At 58.4% G+C, this 19,312-nt stretch carries 18 protein-coding genes and 1 riboswitch; of the genes, 7 read left to right on the forward strand and 11 right to left on the reverse strand.

The window, feature by feature from the left end:
- Window positions 1-105 precede the first annotated feature (105 nt).
- A complete protein-coding gene (locus ACFQZG_RS11870) occupies window positions 106-813 on the reverse strand; it encodes a DNA alkylation repair protein (protein WP_378152673.1) in 708 nt (235 codons plus the stop codon).
- Window positions 814-925: 112 nt separating this feature from the next.
- Between ACFQZG_RS11870 and ACFQZG_RS11875 the strand changes: the two genes are divergently transcribed.
- Complete coding sequence (locus ACFQZG_RS11875) at window positions 926-2,155, forward strand: aminopeptidase (protein WP_378152675.1); 1,230 nt, start codon at window positions 926-928, stop codon at window positions 2,153-2,155.
- A 295-nt stretch (window positions 2,156-2,450) separates the two neighbouring features.
- Here the strand turns inward: ACFQZG_RS11875 and ACFQZG_RS11880 are convergent, their stop codons facing one another.
- The gene (locus ACFQZG_RS11880; RefSeq protein ID WP_378152677.1) at window positions 2,451-4,106 is read right to left on the reverse strand and encodes a putative bifunctional diguanylate cyclase/phosphodiesterase; all 1,656 of its coding nucleotides are present in this window, start codon (window positions 4,104-4,106) and stop codon (window positions 2,451-2,453) included.
- Window positions 4,107-4,389: 283 nt separating this feature from the next.
- On the opposite strand from ACFQZG_RS11880, the gene ACFQZG_RS11885 reads away from it, so the two are divergent.
- Window positions 4,390-5,442 carry a hypothetical protein gene (locus ACFQZG_RS11885; protein WP_378152679.1) on the forward strand — a complete coding sequence of 351 codons (1,053 nt, stop codon included), beginning with the start codon at window positions 4,390-4,392 and terminating at the stop codon, window positions 5,440-5,442.
- Between the two features lie 30 nt (window positions 5,443-5,472).
- Window positions 5,473-5,793, forward strand: coding sequence for a Spo0E family sporulation regulatory protein-aspartic acid phosphatase (locus tag ACFQZG_RS11890; RefSeq protein ID WP_378152681.1), 321 nt, complete (start codon window positions 5,473-5,475; stop codon window positions 5,791-5,793).
- A gap of 166 nt (window positions 5,794-5,959) precedes the next feature.
- On the opposite strand, the gene ACFQZG_RS11895 is transcribed toward ACFQZG_RS11890, so the two are convergent.
- The 6 genes from ACFQZG_RS11895 to ACFQZG_RS11920 form a co-directional block, all read right to left on the reverse strand.
- Window positions 5,960-7,000, reverse strand: coding sequence for an HD-GYP domain-containing protein (locus ACFQZG_RS11895; protein ID WP_378152683.1), 1,041 nt, complete (start codon window positions 6,998-7,000; stop codon window positions 5,960-5,962).
- Window positions 6,997-7,380: a response regulator gene (locus ACFQZG_RS11900; RefSeq protein WP_378152684.1), complete on the reverse strand. Its 384-nt coding sequence runs from the start codon at window positions 7,378-7,380 to the stop codon at window positions 6,997-6,999. The genes ACFQZG_RS11895 and ACFQZG_RS11900 overlap by 4 nt, the downstream gene beginning before the upstream one ends.
- Entirely contained in the window at window positions 7,377-9,743 is a 2,367-nt protein-coding gene (locus ACFQZG_RS11905; RefSeq protein ID WP_378152686.1) for a hybrid sensor histidine kinase/response regulator, read from the reverse strand. Before ACFQZG_RS11905 ends, ACFQZG_RS11900 begins: the two co-directional genes overlap by 4 nt.
- 159 nt (window positions 9,744-9,902) lie before the next feature.
- On the reverse strand, window positions 9,903-10,982 hold the full coding sequence (locus tag ACFQZG_RS11910; protein WP_378152687.1) for an AI-2E family transporter: 1,080 nt from the start codon (window positions 10,980-10,982) through the stop codon (window positions 9,903-9,905).
- 152 nt (window positions 10,983-11,134) lie between these two features.
- Window positions 11,135-11,995, reverse strand: coding sequence for a formylglycine-generating enzyme family protein (locus tag ACFQZG_RS11915; protein ID WP_378152689.1), 861 nt, complete (start codon window positions 11,993-11,995; stop codon window positions 11,135-11,137).
- A gap of 135 nt (window positions 11,996-12,130) precedes the next feature.
- A complete protein-coding gene (locus tag ACFQZG_RS11920) occupies window positions 12,131-12,766 on the reverse strand; it encodes a glycoside hydrolase family 11 protein (protein ID WP_378152691.1) in 636 nt (211 codons plus the stop codon).
- Window positions 12,767-13,154: 388 nt separating this feature from the next.
- Here ACFQZG_RS11920 and ACFQZG_RS11925 point away from each other — a divergent pair, with 388 nt between their 5' ends.
- Entirely contained in the window at window positions 13,155-13,478 is a 324-nt protein-coding gene (locus ACFQZG_RS11925) for a hypothetical protein (protein WP_378152692.1), read from the forward strand.
- Between the two features lie 70 nt (window positions 13,479-13,548).
- Here ACFQZG_RS11925 and ACFQZG_RS11930 read toward each other — a convergent pair whose 3' ends face one another.
- The gene (locus ACFQZG_RS11930; RefSeq protein ID WP_378152694.1) at window positions 13,549-14,283 is read right to left on the reverse strand and encodes a C40 family peptidase; all 735 of its coding nucleotides are present in this window, start codon (window positions 14,281-14,283) and stop codon (window positions 13,549-13,551) included.
- Between the two features lie 154 nt (window positions 14,284-14,437).
- The gene (locus tag ACFQZG_RS11935; protein ID WP_378152696.1) at window positions 14,438-15,001 is read right to left on the reverse strand and encodes a cysteine hydrolase family protein; all 564 of its coding nucleotides are present in this window, start codon (window positions 14,999-15,001) and stop codon (window positions 14,438-14,440) included.
- A 148-nt stretch (window positions 15,002-15,149) separates the two neighbouring features.
- Window positions 15,150-15,249: riboswitch (guanidine-I (ykkC/yxkD leader) on the forward strand.
- 64 nt (window positions 15,250-15,313) lie between these two features.
- Between ACFQZG_RS11935 and ACFQZG_RS11940 the strand changes: the two genes are divergently transcribed.
- The 3 genes from ACFQZG_RS11940 (at window position 15,314) to ACFQZG_RS11950 (ending at window position 17,397) form a co-directional block, all read left to right on the forward strand.
- Complete coding sequence (locus ACFQZG_RS11940; RefSeq protein ID WP_378152698.1) at window positions 15,314-16,300, forward strand: ABC transporter substrate-binding protein; 987 nt, start codon at window positions 15,314-15,316, stop codon at window positions 16,298-16,300.
- Window positions 16,301-16,319: 19 nt separating this feature from the next.
- The gene (locus tag ACFQZG_RS11945) at window positions 16,320-17,156 is read left to right on the forward strand and encodes an MBL fold metallo-hydrolase (protein ID WP_378152700.1); all 837 of its coding nucleotides are present in this window, start codon (window positions 16,320-16,322) and stop codon (window positions 17,154-17,156) included.
- 124 nt (window positions 17,157-17,280) lie between these two features.
- On the forward strand, window positions 17,281-17,397 hold the full coding sequence (locus ACFQZG_RS11950) for an LPXTG cell wall anchor domain-containing protein (RefSeq protein WP_378152702.1): 117 nt from the start codon (window positions 17,281-17,283) through the stop codon (window positions 17,395-17,397).
- Here ACFQZG_RS11950 and ACFQZG_RS11955 read toward each other — a convergent pair.
- Complete coding sequence (locus ACFQZG_RS11955) at window positions 17,394-19,256, reverse strand: heparinase II/III family protein (RefSeq protein WP_378152704.1); 1,863 nt, start codon at window positions 19,254-19,256, stop codon at window positions 17,394-17,396. The two genes, ACFQZG_RS11950 and ACFQZG_RS11955, sit on opposite strands and share 4 nt — an antisense overlap.
- Window positions 19,257-19,312 lie beyond the last annotated feature (56 nt).

Below are 19,312 nucleotides of genomic sequence, written 5' to 3' on the forward strand. Positions count from 1 at the left end.
TGTCATGACGTAGCCGGCTTCATTTTATTTCCACGTTTCGACAGTAAAATCCTCTGAAAACAGGAAAACCCTCGCGATTTCTATTCGCGAAGGTCCTCAGATAAGTTAACACCGGACGTGCTTGCGCTTGAACCCGATTTTGCCGCGCTCGATTTCCTTCTCGATCGTCTCCAGAGCGTTCAAGAGCTTCGGCTTCCGGTCCTTGCCGACCACCTCGACCGGGCCGATCGCCTTCGCGATCTCGATCGCCCGCTCGTGAAGCGGAACGTAGGAGATGCCCACCGTGTAGACGAATTGGTTCATCGCGATCTTCGCGCGCTTCGGCGCGTCGTGAATCGTGTTCTTCGCAAACTCCAGCAAGCCCTCCAGCTTGTCCTTGTCGAATTCGTTATCCTTGCGGTTGCCGAGCAGCCAGCAGTAGCAATTCCAACCTGCCGACCTTCTCAGCTCGTCGTCGCCGGCGATCCACTTGTCGGCCACCTGCTGCGCGATATCCGCCTCCGCCAACGTTACCGAGACGATGAAATCGGATACCATATAGAAGTAAGCTCCATCGATCCAGCGCTCGAAGTCCGACTCGGTCATCGCCTTCGGCTCCGCGATGACGCCCGCGAAGTACATCGCGTCGTAGTTGCCCGTGGCGTACAGCTCTTCCGCCAGCTTCTGGTTCAGCTTCGTCTTCTTGAGGATCGGCTTCATCTCGCCGGTCGCCACGCCGAATAGCGGCTCTTGCGCTCCGTTGGCCATGTACATCTTCTTCAGTCGATCCTTGCCCATCGACTCGAGCTCTTGCATGACCTCTGTCACGTTCATGTCGGATTCGCTCCTTCTACCGAGATCTGTGTCCTCATACTATTCACTATAGCATACTTGGATTCGACTCTCCTCCAGTGTTACACTCGGCATAGAACAGGAGGAATATCCGATGCCATCGACAATCGATCTGACGAAATACGCGGACCTGATCGTCCGCACGGCGGTACATATCCGGCCCGGGCAGGAGCTATGGATCAACGCCCCCGTTCATCTTCCGGAGCTCGTGCGTCTCGTCGTGAAGCGCGCTTACGAAGAGGGAGCGAAGCAAGTCCACGTCGAGTGGCGGGACGAGGAAGTAACGAAGCTGACTTACGGCCTCGCGCCGGACGAAGCGTTCGCCCGTTACCCCGCTTGGCGGGCGCAAGCGATGACCGAGCTGGCGGAGCAAGGCGGCGCCTATCTGCTCATCAAGTCCGACGATCCCGAGCTGTTGAAGGGAATCGACCCGAAGCGAATCGCGGACTACTCGCGCGTCTCCTCGGCCGCGTTAACCACGTTCCGCAAGTACATGTCTTCGAAAAGAATGACCTGGTCCATCGTCGCGGCGCCATCGGACGGCTGGGCGAAGCTCGTGTTCCCGGACCTGGACGCGCCGGCCGCCGTCGAAGCGTTATGGGAAGCGATCTTCCGCGCCGTACGCGTCCAAGAGGACGATCCCGTGCGAGCTTGGGAAGCGCACAACAACGCCTTGCTGGAGAAGCGCGCCTATCTGGACGGCAAGCAATACAAGCAACTGCATTACCGGGGACCGGGAACGGACCTCGTCATCGCGTTGCCGGACGATCACCTGTGGAACGGCGGCATCTCCCATAACGAGTCGGGCAATACGTTCAATCCGAACATCCCGACCGAAGAGGTGTACACGGCGCCCCATCGGGAAGGCACGAAGGGCGTCGTGCGCAGCACGAAGCCGCTCAGTTACCAAGGGAACGTGATCGAGAACTTCAGCCTGACGTTCGAGAACGGACGCGTCGTCGACTTCTCCGCCGAGCGGGGCTACGACTCCTTGAAGGAGATGCTCGATCTGGACGATACGTCGCGATACCTCGGCGAAGCCGCGCTCGTGCCGCACCGGTCGCCGATCTCCGATTCGAATCTCGTCTTCTTCAACACGCTGTTCGACGAGAATGCCTCCAATCACCTCGCGCTCGGCAACGCTTATCCGACCTGCGTGAAGGGCGGAACGGCCATGTCCCGCGAGGAGCTGGTCCAAGCCGGCCTGAACCAGAGCATCCTGCACGTCGACTTCATGATCGGCTCCGCCGAGATGGATATCGACGGCATCGCGAAGGACGGCCGGGTCGAGCCGGTGTTCCGGGGCGGCAATTGGGCGTTCTAGGTTATAACGAACTGGCGGCCTCGGGGTGTACCCAGGGCCGCCATCGTTTTGTTTATCGCCGTTATCTTTCGCGGTAGTTTGACGCTGGCTCTTGCATGTATACGATATTTTGAATAGATTTAAGCAGTTTTGCTGCTGTGAGGCAATTGTATTTGATTATTCAAATACCATTCTCCAAATAAACGGGATGGGGGTCTAATATAAGCGATATTTCGATTAAAATAACCCATTCGCTCCAATCAGCGCTATATAAACATGAATTATCGAGTTTAACACATCTCCGCCTAAGCACGAATCATGAATACGGAGACAGTCTCTCCCGCCAATCTCGGCGCTCTATCGTCGCCGCGATCTGCTCGTGCCCTAGCGGCATGCTGATGTAGTACCCTTGAAGCCCCCAGCAGTTCATGCTGGACAGCATCCGGAATTGAGACTCGTCCTCCACGCCTTCCACGATGACTTCGAGCTTGAGCGCGTTAGCCATCATGAGAATCGACGTAATGAACGGCACGTTCGAATCCCGAATGAACGACTTGTCGATCTTCAGCTTGTCGAGCGGAAGCGACGTCAGCATGTTCAAGGAGGAATAACCCGTTCCGAAATCGTCGAGCGCCACCGTGAACCCCGCTTTTCTCAATCTCCCCAGCGTCTGCCGAACGGACGCCACGTTGTGAATGACGGTTCTCTCCGTAATCTCCAGTTCGAACACGCGAGGCGATATCCCTTCGCGCTTCAGTATCAGCAACAGATTATCGACGAAATCCGCATCGTTCAATTGAACGCTCGAGATATTGATCGAGAGCTTGAACGGCTCCCCGAACGAGCTTCCGAATCGTTGCCAGAACTTGCATGCTTCGTGAATGACCCAGTAACCGATCGGGATGATCAACCCGGTCTCCTCCGCGATCGGGATGAAGTCCGCGGGCGGGATGAAATCCGCGCCGCCGCGATTCCACCGCAGCAACGCCTCCGTACCGATGATTCTCTTGAATTGATAATTATAGATCGGCTGATAGACAAGGCCGAGTTCCCCGCGTTCGAGCGCGTTCGATAGCTCCAGTTCGTGAATGAAGTTCTCGACGTGCTCGTACTTCATATCGAGCTCGTAGACGTGGTGCGTCTTCCTGCCGTTGCCTTTCGCCCGGTAGAGCGCGATGTCCGCTTGCTTAAGCAGCGTATAGGCATCCTCGTCCCTGCGGCGAAGCGCGACGCCGATGCTTGCGCTCAGCTTCACTTGCCGGTCGTGCACCCGGAACGTGTCGTCGAACATCCCCTTGATTCTCGCGACGACTTCCTCCGGCGTAAGCTCGCCTCCCGACTTGGCGACAACGAATTCGTCTCCTCCGAGCCTGACGAGCAGATGGTCGCGTTCGAACGCGCGCTCCATGCGCGAGGCGACCTCGACCAACACTGCGTCCCCGGCGCCATGGCCGAACGTATCGTTGATCTTCTTGAAGTAATCCAGATCGAATAGATAGATCGATTCCAGATTGGCTATGTTCTCGAATAAGTACCTTCGATTATATAACTGCGTTAGATCGTCGCGATACGCGAAATGCAGCAATTTATCCTCGTAACCCCGTCGCTCGGTCGTGTCCCTCGTAATGCAGACGACGTATTGCACTTCCCCGTCGTCTCCGTAGATCGGATTCAGTATGCTCTCGCCGCTGACGATTCCGTTCGGGAGAACCACGCCGTCCTCGAACCGGATCGTCCGTCGTTCTTGCACGACTCGCGTGTATTTCGGTTGCAGATAGGCAGCCATCTCGGGCGTATTCGCTTCGAAGAACGTTTTGCCGGCGGCGTCCATCGCGATTCCGCTCAACCGGGTCGCCGCCCGATTAACGAAGACGTAGCGGAACTGCCCGCGATCCGCTTCCATGATATAGATCGAGTCTTCCATCTCGTTGGTCATCCCTGGAAGCAAGTCCATCAAACGAGAAGCATCCATCTTCCGTTAACCTCGCTTCGAGTTCGCTAGTTGTCTTTCTCTTGATCCACTTCCCTAGTATAGTTTCTCCGCCCTGTTCCATTGAAAATCATCGCTGTCGAATTCCCGGCGCGAATGTTGTCGCTATAGGCTCATTCGCCCGATTTCGTAGGCATTTTGGCTTTTTTTGCCTCTTACCTTAGGACATCTCGTCGACAGTCCTCTATAATAGTCCACATCTATTCGTCAGCAGGCTTCACTCTGCCCGTCGTAGTCCGACTCAACGGGAAAGGGGGTGACAATAATGAAGCTCGGGATCGGAACGTTGGGCATTGGCGCCCTCTTCTGCATCGCCCTGTTCTGCGGCGGCGACAGAGCGGAAGCCGGATTGCCGCCGGACTTGCCGACCGAGAGAACGACGAGCGGTCTCTTCGACCTCGCGGGCACGGTCGTTACCCTGCTCGATCAAACCGTAAGGACGACGGTCGAAGCGCCGAGCAATCTCGTTAACGGCGTTACGGAACTTCTGACCGTGGACGAGGCGTTGCTGTCGGCGGAAGGCGTAGCGACTAGATTGGATATCGTCGCGAATACGTTGGACGGCACGCTCTCCCCGGTAACGGAAGCGGTAGGTACCGTAGTCGGCGGAACGTCGGACATTGCCGAGCAAGTCGTCGACTTAGCGGAGACGACGATCGAAGATGTAACGCGATCGTTACCGCTGCCGGAGCTGCCGGTTCTGCCGGTGCCACCTCCGCCGTTGCCGCCGACTCCGGCGCCGACGCTGCCGCAGCCATCGCCGCCATTGCCGACTACGCCTTCGCAGCCGGCAAGCGAGCCGGCAACGGAGCCGACGCCAAGTCCGCAAGCGGAGCAGACGGCATCCGAGCAGCCTCAGGAACGGGCGCTCGAACCCGATTCGCCCGCAGCCGGGCTGCTCGTAGCGGAGAGCGACAATAAGCCCGTCATTCCAACGGGTACGCTCGCCGACTCGGCGCCCGCCAAGGCTCCGTTCGCGAAGCAAGTTCGAAAGAAGTGCGACGCCATCGCTAACGACGACGCAAGTCCGAAGCACGCGCGGAAGTCGTTACGAACGACCCGCGACGAACAGGCGCCGCGGGCGAGCGACGTCATCCTCGAGGTCGCGTCTCCCGCCGCGCCGAATCCGCAGCCTCCGGCGGCGGGACATAGCGGCGGCGCTACGTACGCCAAGCATTCGGACGCGATCGTCGCCGAGAGCGCCGCGATTCGGTTGATCGGCAGGAAAACGTACGCGAAGAACACGCGGCAACTGATCTCGAAGCGCGGGAACGAACCGCCGACGCCTCCGCCTAGGCATCCCTTTTCTCATACTTAACGCAGCATATGAGAAAAGGGAGTGTGGCGCTTGCTAAGAAAGATCGAACGGTTGCGCAGGGCGATGCATCGGTTGGCCGAACGACACGGCATCCAGGATCCTCTCGTCATTCGCGTCTCGCAGCGACTGGACAATCTAATCGTCGAATACATGAACGGCTCGCCTCACCGGCGTCCGATATCCCCGGAGGAAGCTTCTCAAGAAGAGGCACGCCGGTTGCTCGATTCGATCGTAAGACTGCACGAAGAGGTCGAGGGACAGCCGGAACGGCTATTCGCCGAGACCGACCCGGCCACGTCGAACAAATTCCGCGAGCTGGACAAATTGATCGTGGCGTTCCTTCGCCAATGATCTCTTATCCCGGGGACTCCGTAACGAACAATGGCGACGCAAGGATAATCTCCTTGACGTCGCCATTGTTCGTTACATTAACTTTGAACCTAGTAACCGTTAACGACGGGGATCTCCTCCTTCTGCGCACCCCTGCGGGGCGAGATCCAGGGTTTGGACGGCTACTCTATCCCACCCGCCCGAACGACTCCAGCAGCGCGTCCACCACGCGCGGATCGAAGTGCGCGCCGCGCTGGCGCCGAATCTCGTCCAACGTCTCTTCTTGCGTCCAAGCCCGCTTGTACGGACGCTCGTGCGTCAGCGCGTCGTAGAAGTCGGCGAGCGCCACGATGCGCGCCTCGAGCGGAATCTCGTCTCCCCGCAGCCCGTGCGGATAGCCGGTTCCGTCCCACTTCTCGTGGTGCGAACGGGCGATAATGCCCGCCAGCATCAGCACGTCGAACGAGCTGTCGGCGAGCATGTCCGCCCCGATCGTCGTGTGCGTCTTCATCCGCTCGAATTCCTCCGGCTCGAACCGGCCGGGCTTGAGCAGGATGTCGTCCGGCACGCCGATCTTCCCGATATCGTGGAGCGGCGCCGCCAGCCGGATCCGCTGCACTTGGTGCGAAGAGAGGCCGAGCCGTTCCGCGATGACGCCGGCCAGCTCTCCCACGCGAAGCGTATGCTGCCCGGTCATGTCGTCCCGATACTCGGAAGCCCTGCCCAGCAGCCGCAGAATCTCGTGCTTCGATTGCTCGAGCTCCGCCGTCCGTATGCGTACTTTCTCTTCCAGCGTGTTGTTGTGCTGTTGAAGCTGCAAATGCAAGAATCGCGTCTTCAGCAGATTGTTCATCCGCAGCACGACTTCCGTCCGGTCGTACGGCTTCGTCAGGAAGTCGTTGGCCCCCGCTTGCAGCCCCCGCTGCCTCGCGTCGGACGTCGTATCCGCCGTCAGCATGAGCACGGGCAAATAATTGTCCGCGCCCGCATGCTCCCGAATCTTCTTCAGCACCTCGAGCCCGTCCATGCCGGGCATGTGCATGTCGAGCAGCACGATGTCCGGATCGTGCTCCGCCAAGAGCGCGTCGACCTGCAGCGGGTCCATCGTGCTGTGCACCCTGGCGAATCCCGCGCGCTGCAAGATTCTAGCAAGCAAGCTAATATTGTATTCCTGGTCGTCGACAATCAATATGCAAGCGTCCGTTGTCGATAATCTGTCCACTGTCATTCCCCATTCTGCCGGATTCGTCCGGCAATCGCCTCGATCTTGCCCAACAATCGCTCCAAGTCGACCGGCTTCGTATCGAAGTCGTCGCACCCGGCCTCTAGCGCCTTGGCTCTATCCGCATCCATCGCGTGCGCCGTCAGCGCGATGATCGGAATGCCGTTCGTCTCCGGCGCCCGCTTGAGCCGGCGCGTCGCCTCCCAGCCGTCGATGACCGGCAAGCTCATGTCCATCAGGACGACGTCCGGACGCAGCCGCGTCGCCAGCTCGATGCCTTGCTCTCCGTCCTCCGCCGTCGCCACTTCGTAGCCGCGGCGGGAGAGCCGGCGCGACAGCATGTCCCGATTCAGTTCGTTATCTTCCACGAGCAAGACGACGGTCATCCCGGCCGGCCTCCTTCAACGTTCACGAATTTGCGGATTTCCTGCAGCAGCGCCCGATGGTCGAACTCGCCTTTGCGAAGAATGCCCTTCACGTAACCGTTCAGCTTGATCCGGTCTTCCGGCGTTACCGTCTTCGCCGACACGACGACGATCGGAATGTCGTCCCAGATCTCCCGCTTGCGCAGCTCGGCGACGAACTGGAAGCCGTCCATCTCCGGCATCATCAGATCGAGCAGAATGAGCCGCGGCGTCCGCTTCTCCATGCAGGCCAACGCTTCCAGCCCGTTCCCCGCGCGGAGCACGGCGTAGCCTTCCTTCTGCAGCAGCCGCGCCATGAGCTCGCTCGTCGCGCTATCGTCCTCGATGACCAATACCGCTTGGTCGGAGCGGCTCGTCACGTACTTGTCCATCATCCCGAGCAAGCGGTTGCGGTCGATCGGCTTCATGAGGAATTCCGACGCCCCGAGCGCGTACCCCATCGACTTGTCCCCGGTCATCGACCAGATGACGACCGGCGTATCCTGCAGCTCGGGATCGCTCTTGATCGCTTGCAAGACGCTCCACCCATCCATGCCCGGCATCAGGATGTCGAGGCAGATGACCTTCGGGCGCAGTTCCTTCGCGAGCCGGAGTCCTTCCTGCCCGCTGCTCGCGAACGCCAGCGTCCAGCCTTCCTTGTCCAAGTATCGTTTCATCAGTTGCCCGTTCAACGGTTCGTCGTCGATCAGCAGCACGCTGACTTGACTCGGCTCAGTCGACGGCATGCCGACGGCAGAAGAAGATTCCTCTTGTCCTTCCGTCCCCGCCGGCAGCCAGCAGGTGAACGTGCTGCCCGCGCCCGGTTCGCTGCGGACTTCGATATCGCCGCCCAGCATGAGGCAGAAGCTACGCGTAATCGCCAGGCCAAGTCCGGTGCCTCCGAATTTGCGCGTCGTCGAGGCGTCCGCCTGCATGAACGGCTGGAACAGCTTGTCCGCCTGCTCGGCGCTCATGCCGATGCCCGTATCCCGAATCGTGAACCGATACCCGTCCTGCCGGTTCCTGTTCTCGCCGGCTACCTCGAGCACCACGCTGCCGTCCTTGGTGAACTTGCTGGCATTGCTGAGCAGGTTGAACAGAATTTGCCTGAGCTTCGTCATGTCGGTCGAGATCTCGCCCCGCGACACTTCGTATTCGAACCGGTTGCCTCCGGCAGCCATCAACGGCTTCACCGTCTCGACCACGTCCCGCACGAGATCGGCGATTTCGAACGTCTCGACGTACACTTCCATTTTGCCGGCCTCGATCTTCGAGATGTCCAGAATGTCGTTAATGAGCGCCAGCAGATGCTTGCCCGACTTGCTGATCTTGCCCAGGTCGTCGACGAACATCGGCTCGCCGAGCTCCGCGGCTTCCTCTCCGAGCATCTCGCTGTACCCGATGATCGCGTTAAGCGGCGTGCGCAATTCGTGGCTCATGTTCGCGAGGAACTGGCTCTTGATCATGTTCGCCCGGACCGCCTCGTCCCGCGCTTGCTCGAACTGCGCGGTGCGCTCCGCCACCAGATCTTCCAGACGGTCGTTCATCAGCCGCAATTCGAGGTTCATCTTATGGATCTCGTTCGTCTTGGACAGAATCTCCGAGTCCTTGTTCGAGAATTTCTTCGAGATGAACATGCCCAGAATGCTAAGTCCGAGCGTGTACAGCGTGCCTCCCGAGATCAAGTACGCGAGCCACCTCTGATCGAGCTCGACGCCCGAATCGGTCAGCACCTTCGCGCCGACGTGGAAGTTCGCCGCGGCCATCCCGGTATAATGCATGCCGACGATCGCCCCGCCCATGATGAGCCCGCTGCCGATCTTCATCCAACCGGCGCCGGTCTTCCCGCCCCTTCGGAAGTATAGCGATAGCCACAGCGCCGATACCGAGGCGACGAACGCGATGACGACCGATAAGGTAAAATAGAGCGGGTCGTACGTAATATCGATTACCATGGCCGCCATCCCGATGTAGTGCATCGCGCAGATGCCGACGGCCAGCATGACGCCGCCCCCGATGAGACGCCGCGCGTTCAACGCGCCCGCGCTCACGATCCAGAGCGCGGCGAACGAGCCGGCGACCGCCGCGACGATAGACAGCAGCACCGTTCCGAGCTCGTACTTGACGGTCACCGGCAACGTGAACGCCAGCATGCCGACGAAGTGCATCGACCAGATGCCCATCCCCATCGCCACCGCTCCGAACGTCAGCCACGTCCATTTTCTCCATCCGTCCGTAGCGATGATTCTCTCTACCAAATCCAACACCGTATATGAAGCGACGACCGCGACCACGTACGAGAACACGATCAGCAACGTATCGTAAGAGCCATGAATGTGATGCAAGAAGCTTCCCTCCCCAATCTCGGAATCTGTCGAATGCTGTCCTATAATTACCAGTATACAACAGGGTACGGAAGCGCATCAAAATAAAAAAACGCCGAGCCCGCGAAAGATCGGGGCTCGGCGAAGGATGGCGCATCGTCGACGGTTACGAGGAAGCCGTTATACGATTCGATTCAGCTTATATAGCTTATACGCCCGGACCGCGACGATCTTGACGATCGCGTACACCGGAACGACGATGATCATGCCGACGGGGCCGATGATCGCGCTGGCGCCGATGACGAGCAGCATGACGGTGAGCGGATGCACCTTCATCTGCTTGCCGATAATGCGCGGACCGATCACGTTCGATTCGATCTGGTTCGAGACGACGAGCACGACGCCGACCAATAGGACGGCCGTCGGAGAGACGGTGAGCGCGACGACCGCCGTCGGAATGAAGGCGATCAGCGGTCCGATGTACGGAATGAAGTTCGTGATCGCGGCGATTAGACCGAGCAGCAGCGGATAAGGGATATCGATCAGCACGTAACCGATGAAAGTCAGCATGCCGATGACCAGAGAAGTGAGCACCTTGCTCAGGATGAACGACCCGATCGACGCGTCGATCTCCTTGAGCGCCCCTCTCATCTCGCCGTGATAGCGATCCGGCAGCATGCGCAGGACGAGATTCGGGAACTTATCCCCTTCGCTCAGCAAGTAGTAGATCATGAACGGCACGAGGCCGAGCAGGAAGAAGAAGTTCATGATTACGTTGAACATGCCGCGTACGCTGCCCACGACGGAATTGAGTATCTCGTCGAGCGACCCGGTCAGCTTGGACGTGAGATTCTCGGTGGAGAGCGCGTCTTTCTGCCCGATCTCCTGCAGCCACTGATGCTGTTGCGCGGATTCGAGCCACGACCGGACCGATTCGACGATCGTCGGGAAGTTGTCCACGAGGTTGATCGACTGTTCCCGGATCGGCGGCCAGATCATGAGGAAGAACAAGTAGCAGACGCCGATGGCGCCGATGTATACGATCACGATAGCGAACGTCTTCGGCAGCTTGATCGATAGCACTCTCACGAACGGCCGGAACAGATAATAGAACATGCCCGAGATCAACAGCGGTACGAACAACGCGGCCAGCACCTTGCCGATCGGATCGAATACGTAGTCGACCTTCGAAGCCAAGTAGGCGATCAACAGGACGACGATGATGCCATAACCGATGCGAAACCACTTGCCTTGCGGCATACGACACGACTCCCTTGCGACGTTAATGGACTGCCTATCCTTAACATTAACGCATTGACGGCGCGAATACGCACGAATCGTGCAAAATTTAATGAAACGCGAAGGCCGCCCTTCGTTAAGGACGGCCTCGGGGTTCGTATTCAACTTGCGTTCTACCCGTCGCGCACGATTCGCAACCCCTGATCGGGGCCTACGCCGTTCGCCTCGAAATCGCTTAAGTACGACAGCACGCCGGCTTCGCCCATCCAGCTCCCGCCCTTCACGATCCGGGTCGAGTTGCTGCTGTCCTCCGACGGCCCGTACCCGTTCCAGCACCACTCCCTTACGTTGCCCGACATATCGTACAGTCCGAGCTCGTTCGGCAGCTTGGTACCGATCGGCTTCGTCCGGTTCCGATTGTTCTCTACCAGGGGCCAATTCCAATCTCCCGATAGCGGCTTGTCCCCGGCGTTCTTCCAATACCACGCGACCTCGTCGACGTCATCGCTCCCGCTGTAGGCGTAGCTCTTGCTCTTCTGCCCGCCGCCGGCCGCGTACTGCCACTCCGCTTCGGTAGGCAGCCGATAACCGTTAGCGCCTTCGTTGATCGTAACCGTCCATTTGAGCGTATCGAATTCGCTTCGGTTCAATGGATCGATTCGATTCTTGTCTATCGCGTAATACGGCCGCAAGCCCTCTTGCTCGCTGCGCTTATTGCAGTACGCCACGGCTTCGTACCAACTCACCTTCTCTACCGGCAAGTCGTCACCTTGGAACGAAGAAGGGTTGCTCCCCATGACTTCGGTCCACTCTCGTTGGGTGACCTCGTACTTGCCGATATAGAAGCTATTCAAGGCTACCCGCTGTCCATAATAGTTGGACTTCGCGTTCGCGAAAGGCCCGCCTTCGACGTATACGAAGCGATCGGATATCGCTATCGCCTCGGGCTCGCCTGTCTTCTCGGGCCGCTCTTGCGAACAAGCGCTGACGATAACCATCGCGGAGACGATCAGCACAACCCATCGTATCGTCATGATTGCATTCTCCCTTGCATGGACTGCCGGATCGGACGATTCCGCCAAGATAATAGGCAAGTAGCAGGTAGGCGGCAGCGTTAATCGAACGCTAGCGCAATGCTTCCGATGCTTAGGCGGTCATAAGGCGCCTTATTACCACACCGTTACGTTGGATTTGCCGCTGCTCTGGTAGCCTTCCGTCGCGAGCACTTGGTAAGACCAGCTCGAGCCCAGGTTCATGCCCTTGCTCTTCCACGCGTTCACGTGATTGCCGAACGTGATCGCGACGTTGCTGCCGGTCGGCCTCTTCGACTGACGCACGCTCCAGAACTGGGTGAACGTCTTCGTACCGTCGATGGACGGCGCGTTGACGCGCTGCGTCGTGTAGATGTCGTACGTGCCGCCGTCGCTGGACACCGTGCCCTTGTGGGATCCGGTAGGACGATACGTCCCCCAGCTGTCGACGACGTAATATTCGATGAGCGAATTTCTCGTCCATCCGTAAAGCGTCAAGTAGCCGTTGCCGGACGGCTGCCAGATGCCCGCATTGTAGTTGACGACTCGATTGGCCGAACCGGTATTCCAGCCTTTGCCGACGACGAAGTTGCCGGTGTTCGTCCACGTCACACTGTAATTGCCGCCGGATCCGTTGACCGCGTTCACCGTGCCGCCGCCGTCGGTCCAGTTCTGCCAGTAATCCGTCGCCGCGCTCGAGGTCGCCGCGAAGACGCCGAAGCCCATTGCCGCCGCAAGACATACCGATACGATCTTCTTATTGAACGTAAACATCATCTACCTCCCGAAAATGTGAGATTGGAATATCGTCGCTGCTCGCCTACCCGCTACTTGCCTATTCCCTTTGACTCTCGCCCGTTCGCTCTTCCGACGATCACCTCCTTCATGAGTAGATTATAAGAGGTAAGCGCATACATCTCACTGCGGGAATTAAAGACGAATCCCTGTATTTTACATATCTTAGACTGGAAAATACATGTAAAACGGTTTCTATCTAGGCGACGAATGAGACGGAGGCACCAAGAACATTTCCATTGAGGGCGAACGCAAGTTCCTGTATAATCGCCTTAGGAACAGAAGTTTCACGTCGATCCGCCAGCTATCGACCTCTGGAACAATCCGGCGGAACGTTATCCTATACTCTGGTCGGAGGGAACGAACGATGAGCGAACAAGCATTGCAACGGATTATGGATGGGATTCAAGGATTGCACGATCGTTTCGGGAAAGTGGAAGAGGATATCGGAAGATTGAACGCGGGACAAGCCGAGCTGTATCAGATCACCGCCGCGTTGAAGCACGGGCAGGAGCTGACGCACGCGAAGCTCGAGGCGCTTACGCTGGATGTCCGGCGCTTGGAAGGCACCGTCGCCAGAAGCGCGATCGAACGGGAAGCGGAGACTACGGAGCTGCGCGGGGATATCCGATTTCTGAATCAGCGAATCGCCAACGTGGAGATGGAAGTCGACCGGCTGAAGAACCGCTAATCTCATATAAAGCAAAGAACGAAGGCCCAGGGCCTTCGTTCTTTTTGGTTATCGCCGTATGCAAGACCGCTTACAACACGCGGCGAGCCGTCACGTAATGCTGCGACCAATAGCCGGAAGTGATCGAATTGGTCGTCACTCCGTTCTTGGACGGCGTGTTGTGGACCATCTGGCCGTTGCCCATGTAGATGCCGACGTGGTTGATGACGCCGTTGTTGCTGCCCACCGTATCGAAGAAGACGAGGTCGCCCGCGCGAAGGCTGCTCTTGCTTGCGAAGGAGCCCGCTTTCTTCTGCGCGCCCGTGCCCCACTTCAAGTCCACGCCGACTTTGGCGAAGACGAACTCCGTGAACGACGAGCAATCGAAGATGAGCTTGGACGGATTGCGAACCCCGAACGCGTAGTCGACGCGCCCCTTATAGCTCTTGGCGATCGAGACGACCTGGGCCCCCTTCGAGCTGCTCGGTGCGGAACCGCCGCCGCTAGGACCGGCGTAGTTCGTATATTTGTCGGCGGAAGATATGTAACCGCTATTGCCGTACTTATCGAATACGTGCAGCCAGTTGCTGTTCGCTTGACCGACGACGTGTACCTTCTCTCCGGTCTTGATCATGCGAATGACGCCCGTGCTCGCGCTCGGTCCGACGCGCAGGTTGACGCCCAGCGTAACCTTCGTCTCCAAAGTCGTCGCCGCGGAAGCCGTCGGCGCCAGCTGGGCTTGTCCGATGCCGATGGCTCCGAACCCGATCGCGGCGCAGAGGCCCAGCGTCGTCAGTTGTCTGAATATAGGCTTAGGTGCAAACATTGTTAATCCCTCCATGGTTAGCTAATGCGCAATCCAACGATAGCACAAATGTTGCAGCCTAAACTTTACCATGGAGAGGAAAAACGCCGCCATGACAGGAAAAATTGCCGTTCATTAGAAAAGTTTGAGAAAATTCTAATCCGCGAATACGCTCTCAATCTCTCAGCGCGCCAACGATGTCGTCCACGGATACGAGCGCTTCCGCCTGAAGGTACCGGACCGCGTTCAGCGACGCTTCATGCGCTTCGCGCGAAGATCCGCTGACGGCGTCTCGCGCGAGCTTCACGCGATAATCGTGCTGATGGGCGTCCGCGCACGTGTAGTGCACGCATACGTCGGTTAGAAATCCGCACACGATCAGGGTACTGACGTTCAGCCCCCGAAGCAGCAGATCGAGATCGGTCGCGAAGAAGCAGCTGTACCGGCGCTTGATAATGGAATACTCCCCGTCGATCGGCCGAAGCTCGTCGACGATGTCGACGTCTGGAGTACCCTCGAGGCAATGAATGCCCTCGGAGCCGTCAAGCTCCCGTCCGAAGTCGACTCCCTCCTTACGATGCATCTCCTGCGATTGAATGACCGGTATGCCCGCTTCCCGTGCGGCGGCGAGCAGCCGGGAGATGCGAGCCACCGTGGCGTCCGCGTCGAACACGGTCGGCATGAAGCCCTTCTGCGCGTCGATGATGAGCAGCGCGGCTTTCCCTTGAATCGAGGTCATAAGGGGTTCTCCTTTGCGTTAACGTTGTAGCGACATCCTATCACCTTCGAAAATTATATGTCAATAAACATTACACATAATTCACGCAAAAATGAATTTTTAAAGAAACATATTGCCAATCTCAAAACTTACGTGTAATAATACATGACATAAAGTTCTCTAGGGTTCCGCCCGCCTGGCGGGGACTGGACCGAGAGAGGACGGCCGATGACGCATCGGCTACACGGAGGGATAAAAACCCGGGAGAGAAGCTTACACTTCCTCTCTCGGGTTTTTTATTTTTTTCGCCCATAGACAAAGGAGGCAACAAGGATGAAGTGGAGAAAACAACTGTCGCTAACGTTGGTCGCCGTCATGAGCACGATCGCTATTACCGCTTGCTCGTCCTCGGGCAAAGACGATGAGGAGGTATCGCTGAAAGTCGGTTACAACCTCTGGGTGGGCTCGGCCGGGTTATACATCGCAGACGCCAAAGGCTACTTCAAGGAAGCCGGACTTAACGTGAAGCTCTCCGAATTCGCGAGCCCGACGGAGTCGGCGCAAGCGCTCCTCACCGGCAACGTCGACATCGCCTCGACGACGTTCGATACGGCCGTCATGGTCAAGAGCAGCGAGCAGGAAGGGCAAGACTTGAAGTTCTTCCGCATCTCCGACCAATCGGCCGGCGCCGACGGCCTCGTCGCCAAGGACGGCATCGCTTCGATCGCCGATCTGAAGGGCAAGACGGTCGCGGTTACGATCGGGGCGGTCAATCACTTCCTGCTTAGCCACGCCTTGCAAACCGTAGGTCTCACCGACGCCGACGTCAATCTGACGAGCACGGGACCCGAGCAGACCGGTCCGTTGTTCCTCACCGGCAAAGTAGACGCGGCCGTCACTTGGGAGCCGTATCTATCGGAAGCCGGCGCTGCCGGCGGCAACATCCTGTACTCGACCAAGGACGCGCCGGACCTCATCATCGACGGCGATATGACGTCCGCCAAGCTGATCGAAGAACACCCCGACGCGCTTCGCAAGTACGCCGAGGCGATCGAGAAGGGCACGCAATTCTACCTTACCAATCCGGACGAAGCCGCGCAGATCGTCGCGGAGAAGCTGTCGGCGACCAAGGAAGACGTCATCGCGATGATGGACGGAGTCAAGCTGACGTCGGAAGAAGAAGGCCGCGCTTGGCTGACCGACAAGCAAGACGAGCTCGCGAAGCGGACGGCGGAATTCTCCGACTTCTTCCTGCAGCGCGATCTGATCAAGACGCCGGTCGACGGCGCTTCCCTGCTCGACGGCTTCTTATATCGGTAAGTAGAGGAGGAGGCTGCACATGATCCAAGAGCTGTATCCCGGCGTCTACGTCCGGTCCAGCCACATCCAGAAGATGATGAGCGTCATTATCCAAGGCGAGAACGCCTTATACGTATTCGACCCGTGCTACTTCGACAGCGAGGTCGCCGAGATCCGGGAGTTCGCGCGGCGGCTCGAAGCGCCCGATCAAGAGCGCTACCTCATTCTGACTCACTCGGATTGGGACCATATTGCCGGCGTGCATGACTTCGAAGGGTACAAGATCATTGCGTCGAAGTCGTGGGACGAAGCGAACGAGCTGCGGATGATCGATAAGGTATACGTATTCGACAGCGAGTTCTACGTCGATCGCCCGTGGACCGGCCTCATGCCGCGCGTACCTATCGACAACAAGGTTACCGACGGGGATACGATCGCGGGCTTAACGTTCTTCGAGGCCAAGGGTCACACCGATGACGGCATCGTGTCCGTCTACGGAGACGTCGCGATCGTCGGCGACTATCTGTCCGACGTCGAGTTCCCGTTCATCTTCACCTCTTCGCGAACGTACGAGCAGACGCTGGCCAAGTTCGAAGACATGATCGGCCGCTACGGCATCTCGAAGGTCGTTACCCAGCACGGCCCCGCCGCCGACGGACCGGACGAAATCCGCAGGCGCATCGCCGTATCGTACGATTATATCGCCCGGATCCGGACGCTCGCGAACGAAGGCATCCGCCAAGGGCTGTCCCTCGAACGGATCGTGGAGGCCGGCCGGGACTTCGTGTACGAAGGCAAGCCCGTGGAGATCGGAATTCGGAACTTCCATGACGACAACATTAGATTGATCTACAAGGAAATAACGAAGGCGCTCTAACTTAGCGTGTAATGAACAAGGGTATTCCCGGTTGTCGCGGGAATACCCTTATTGCTTGCATAATCCCCTCGCCGGCGTTCCATCCTATTGGTTAAATCATCCTCATCGGCGAGGAGGCCATGCTATGAGCGAACGCTTCGTCCATATGTCTTATATTATCGCGCTCGGCGGCTTGCTGGCGCTGCTGCTAATCGGATTAGGCTGGTTCGTGTACCATCGGAGAAAACGCGGGGCCCGTTAAGCCGTCGGTTCGAATTGAAACGCGAACCGCAGCGTTCGCTCCGATTCGCCCGTCGCGCGTACCCTCATGTCCAACGCATAGTACGGCTTCTCCAAGCCAAAATGGTTCACGAACGTCAGCGGCTCCACGACCGGCTCCATCAGCGCTTCGTCATAGCTCATTACGAGCTTGAACGCGTTGCCCGCCAGCTCGATCCGACCGGCTCCCGCAGCCTTAGGCTGCACCTTGCAAATGAAACGCTCGGTTATCTCGGCGCCGGCCCGATCCGAGAACACGTATCGATCCTCCAGCTCCAACCTAGGCATAGTGCCGCTCTTCCGCCAAGTCCAGCTTCGCCGCAGCTTTTCCAGTCCCTCGATCTTCTCATAGGCATCCTGCAGCTCCACGACGAACGAATCGACGTCTGCCGTAATCTCGGCCTGCCTCACCGTCGCACGATAAGCCTTCCCAGCCTGCTGGCTAGCCCCGTCCACGATAGGGACCGAGTGCCCCAAGGCGCTGTTGCAGATGAAGGAATACCTCGTAGCCGGCGCGAAGTACGGCTTCGTATACAACCCGGCGCCCATATCGGCCAGGAACGTCTCTTCCCCGGCCATGACGATGAAATGCCCGACGTCGTTATGATTATGGGGCTCGTCGTTGTAACCTCCCTTGGCGGCGAAGCAGAACTTCCCTTCCGCTTTTCCGACACGCGACACCATCCACTGAGCATCCGCCAGATAGATCGACTCTTCCTTCCAACCCGCCCCCCGCGACCTCGGCTCGTACCAGATCAGATTGCGGAACGCGGGCGCCCATCTGCCGCAATGGTCGTAGACCGGCTTATCTTCGAACGTATATTCCGGGAGTTGCGCTTCCGGGAACCGCCGCGCCATCTCATGGGTTAACCCGATGTATACGTCGGCTTCCTCGGGCGAATCGGAGAAGTTAACGACCTTGCGGCCTTGAAGGAAGCATCGTTGCTGGAACAGGGCGACCTGCTTCACCTTGGGAACGGCGAGCAGATCTACCGCCCCATCTGTTCTCCGGCAGAGAAGCTCCGCGAAATACGTATAGAATCCGAAGCCGTACCCCCAATACATATACCCTTCCAAGCAAGCGCCGTCTTCTCCGTAGCCTTCGAGGAACAATTCGACCGTCGGCAGCGCCTTGTCCAACACGAGAGCCAATTCCCGCTTGTCCTCGATCAAGTAGATGGCCGCAGCGCCGATCGAACCCGCGCACACCGCCGCCCAGTTATTGCGCACGTGCTCCCAGAAGTACCCGTTCGTTAAGAAAGGCGCGAACACGCGGCGGTTCGCCTCTCTATGCACGCGATCGCGTATCGTCTGCGGCCAACGATGACCCGTCAGCATCATCGCTTCGGCCAGCGCGAACGCGGTCTCCGACGCGAACAGCTCGATAGCGATTCCGAAGTCCGGCGCGTCCGGCTCATGCACGGAGTAACGAACGTCTCCGCGTACGGGCGGGCTGTCGAAAGTAACCGGTATGCACCAGGAGAACTCTCCGCAGATCGCCCATACCGTATCCAGCAGTCCGTCCAGGTAATCGGTGCGATCGGGCTGCAGCCAGCTTAATATGCCGAACGTCGTGAGCCGCTGTCTTCTGGAGAAGTAGACGGGCTCATAGGTTTTGCGGAAGCCGTCCTCCCACACCCGGCGGAATAGCGTCCAGGGTAATTCCGCAATCGGCTGCCCGAGGAACCGTTCTCCGTCCGCGGCCAATCGTTCGAGGATCGGCTCGAATTCGGGCTCCGACAGAATTCGGCCGCGTACGGCTTCCCGATCTTCGCGAAAGAGCCAATGGCCGAATTCGGGGATGCCGTCGGCCAGTCGCTCGTATATCGAAGGATGAGTCATTGTCTCCGATGCCTCCCGGTTTCGTAAAAGCGATGAGTACGCATGGTATACCCCTC

This window comes from Cohnella sp. GCM10027633 (genome assembly GCF_042675445.1).
Taxonomy (GTDB): domain Bacteria; phylum Bacillota; class Bacilli; order Paenibacillales; family Paenibacillaceae; genus Cohnella.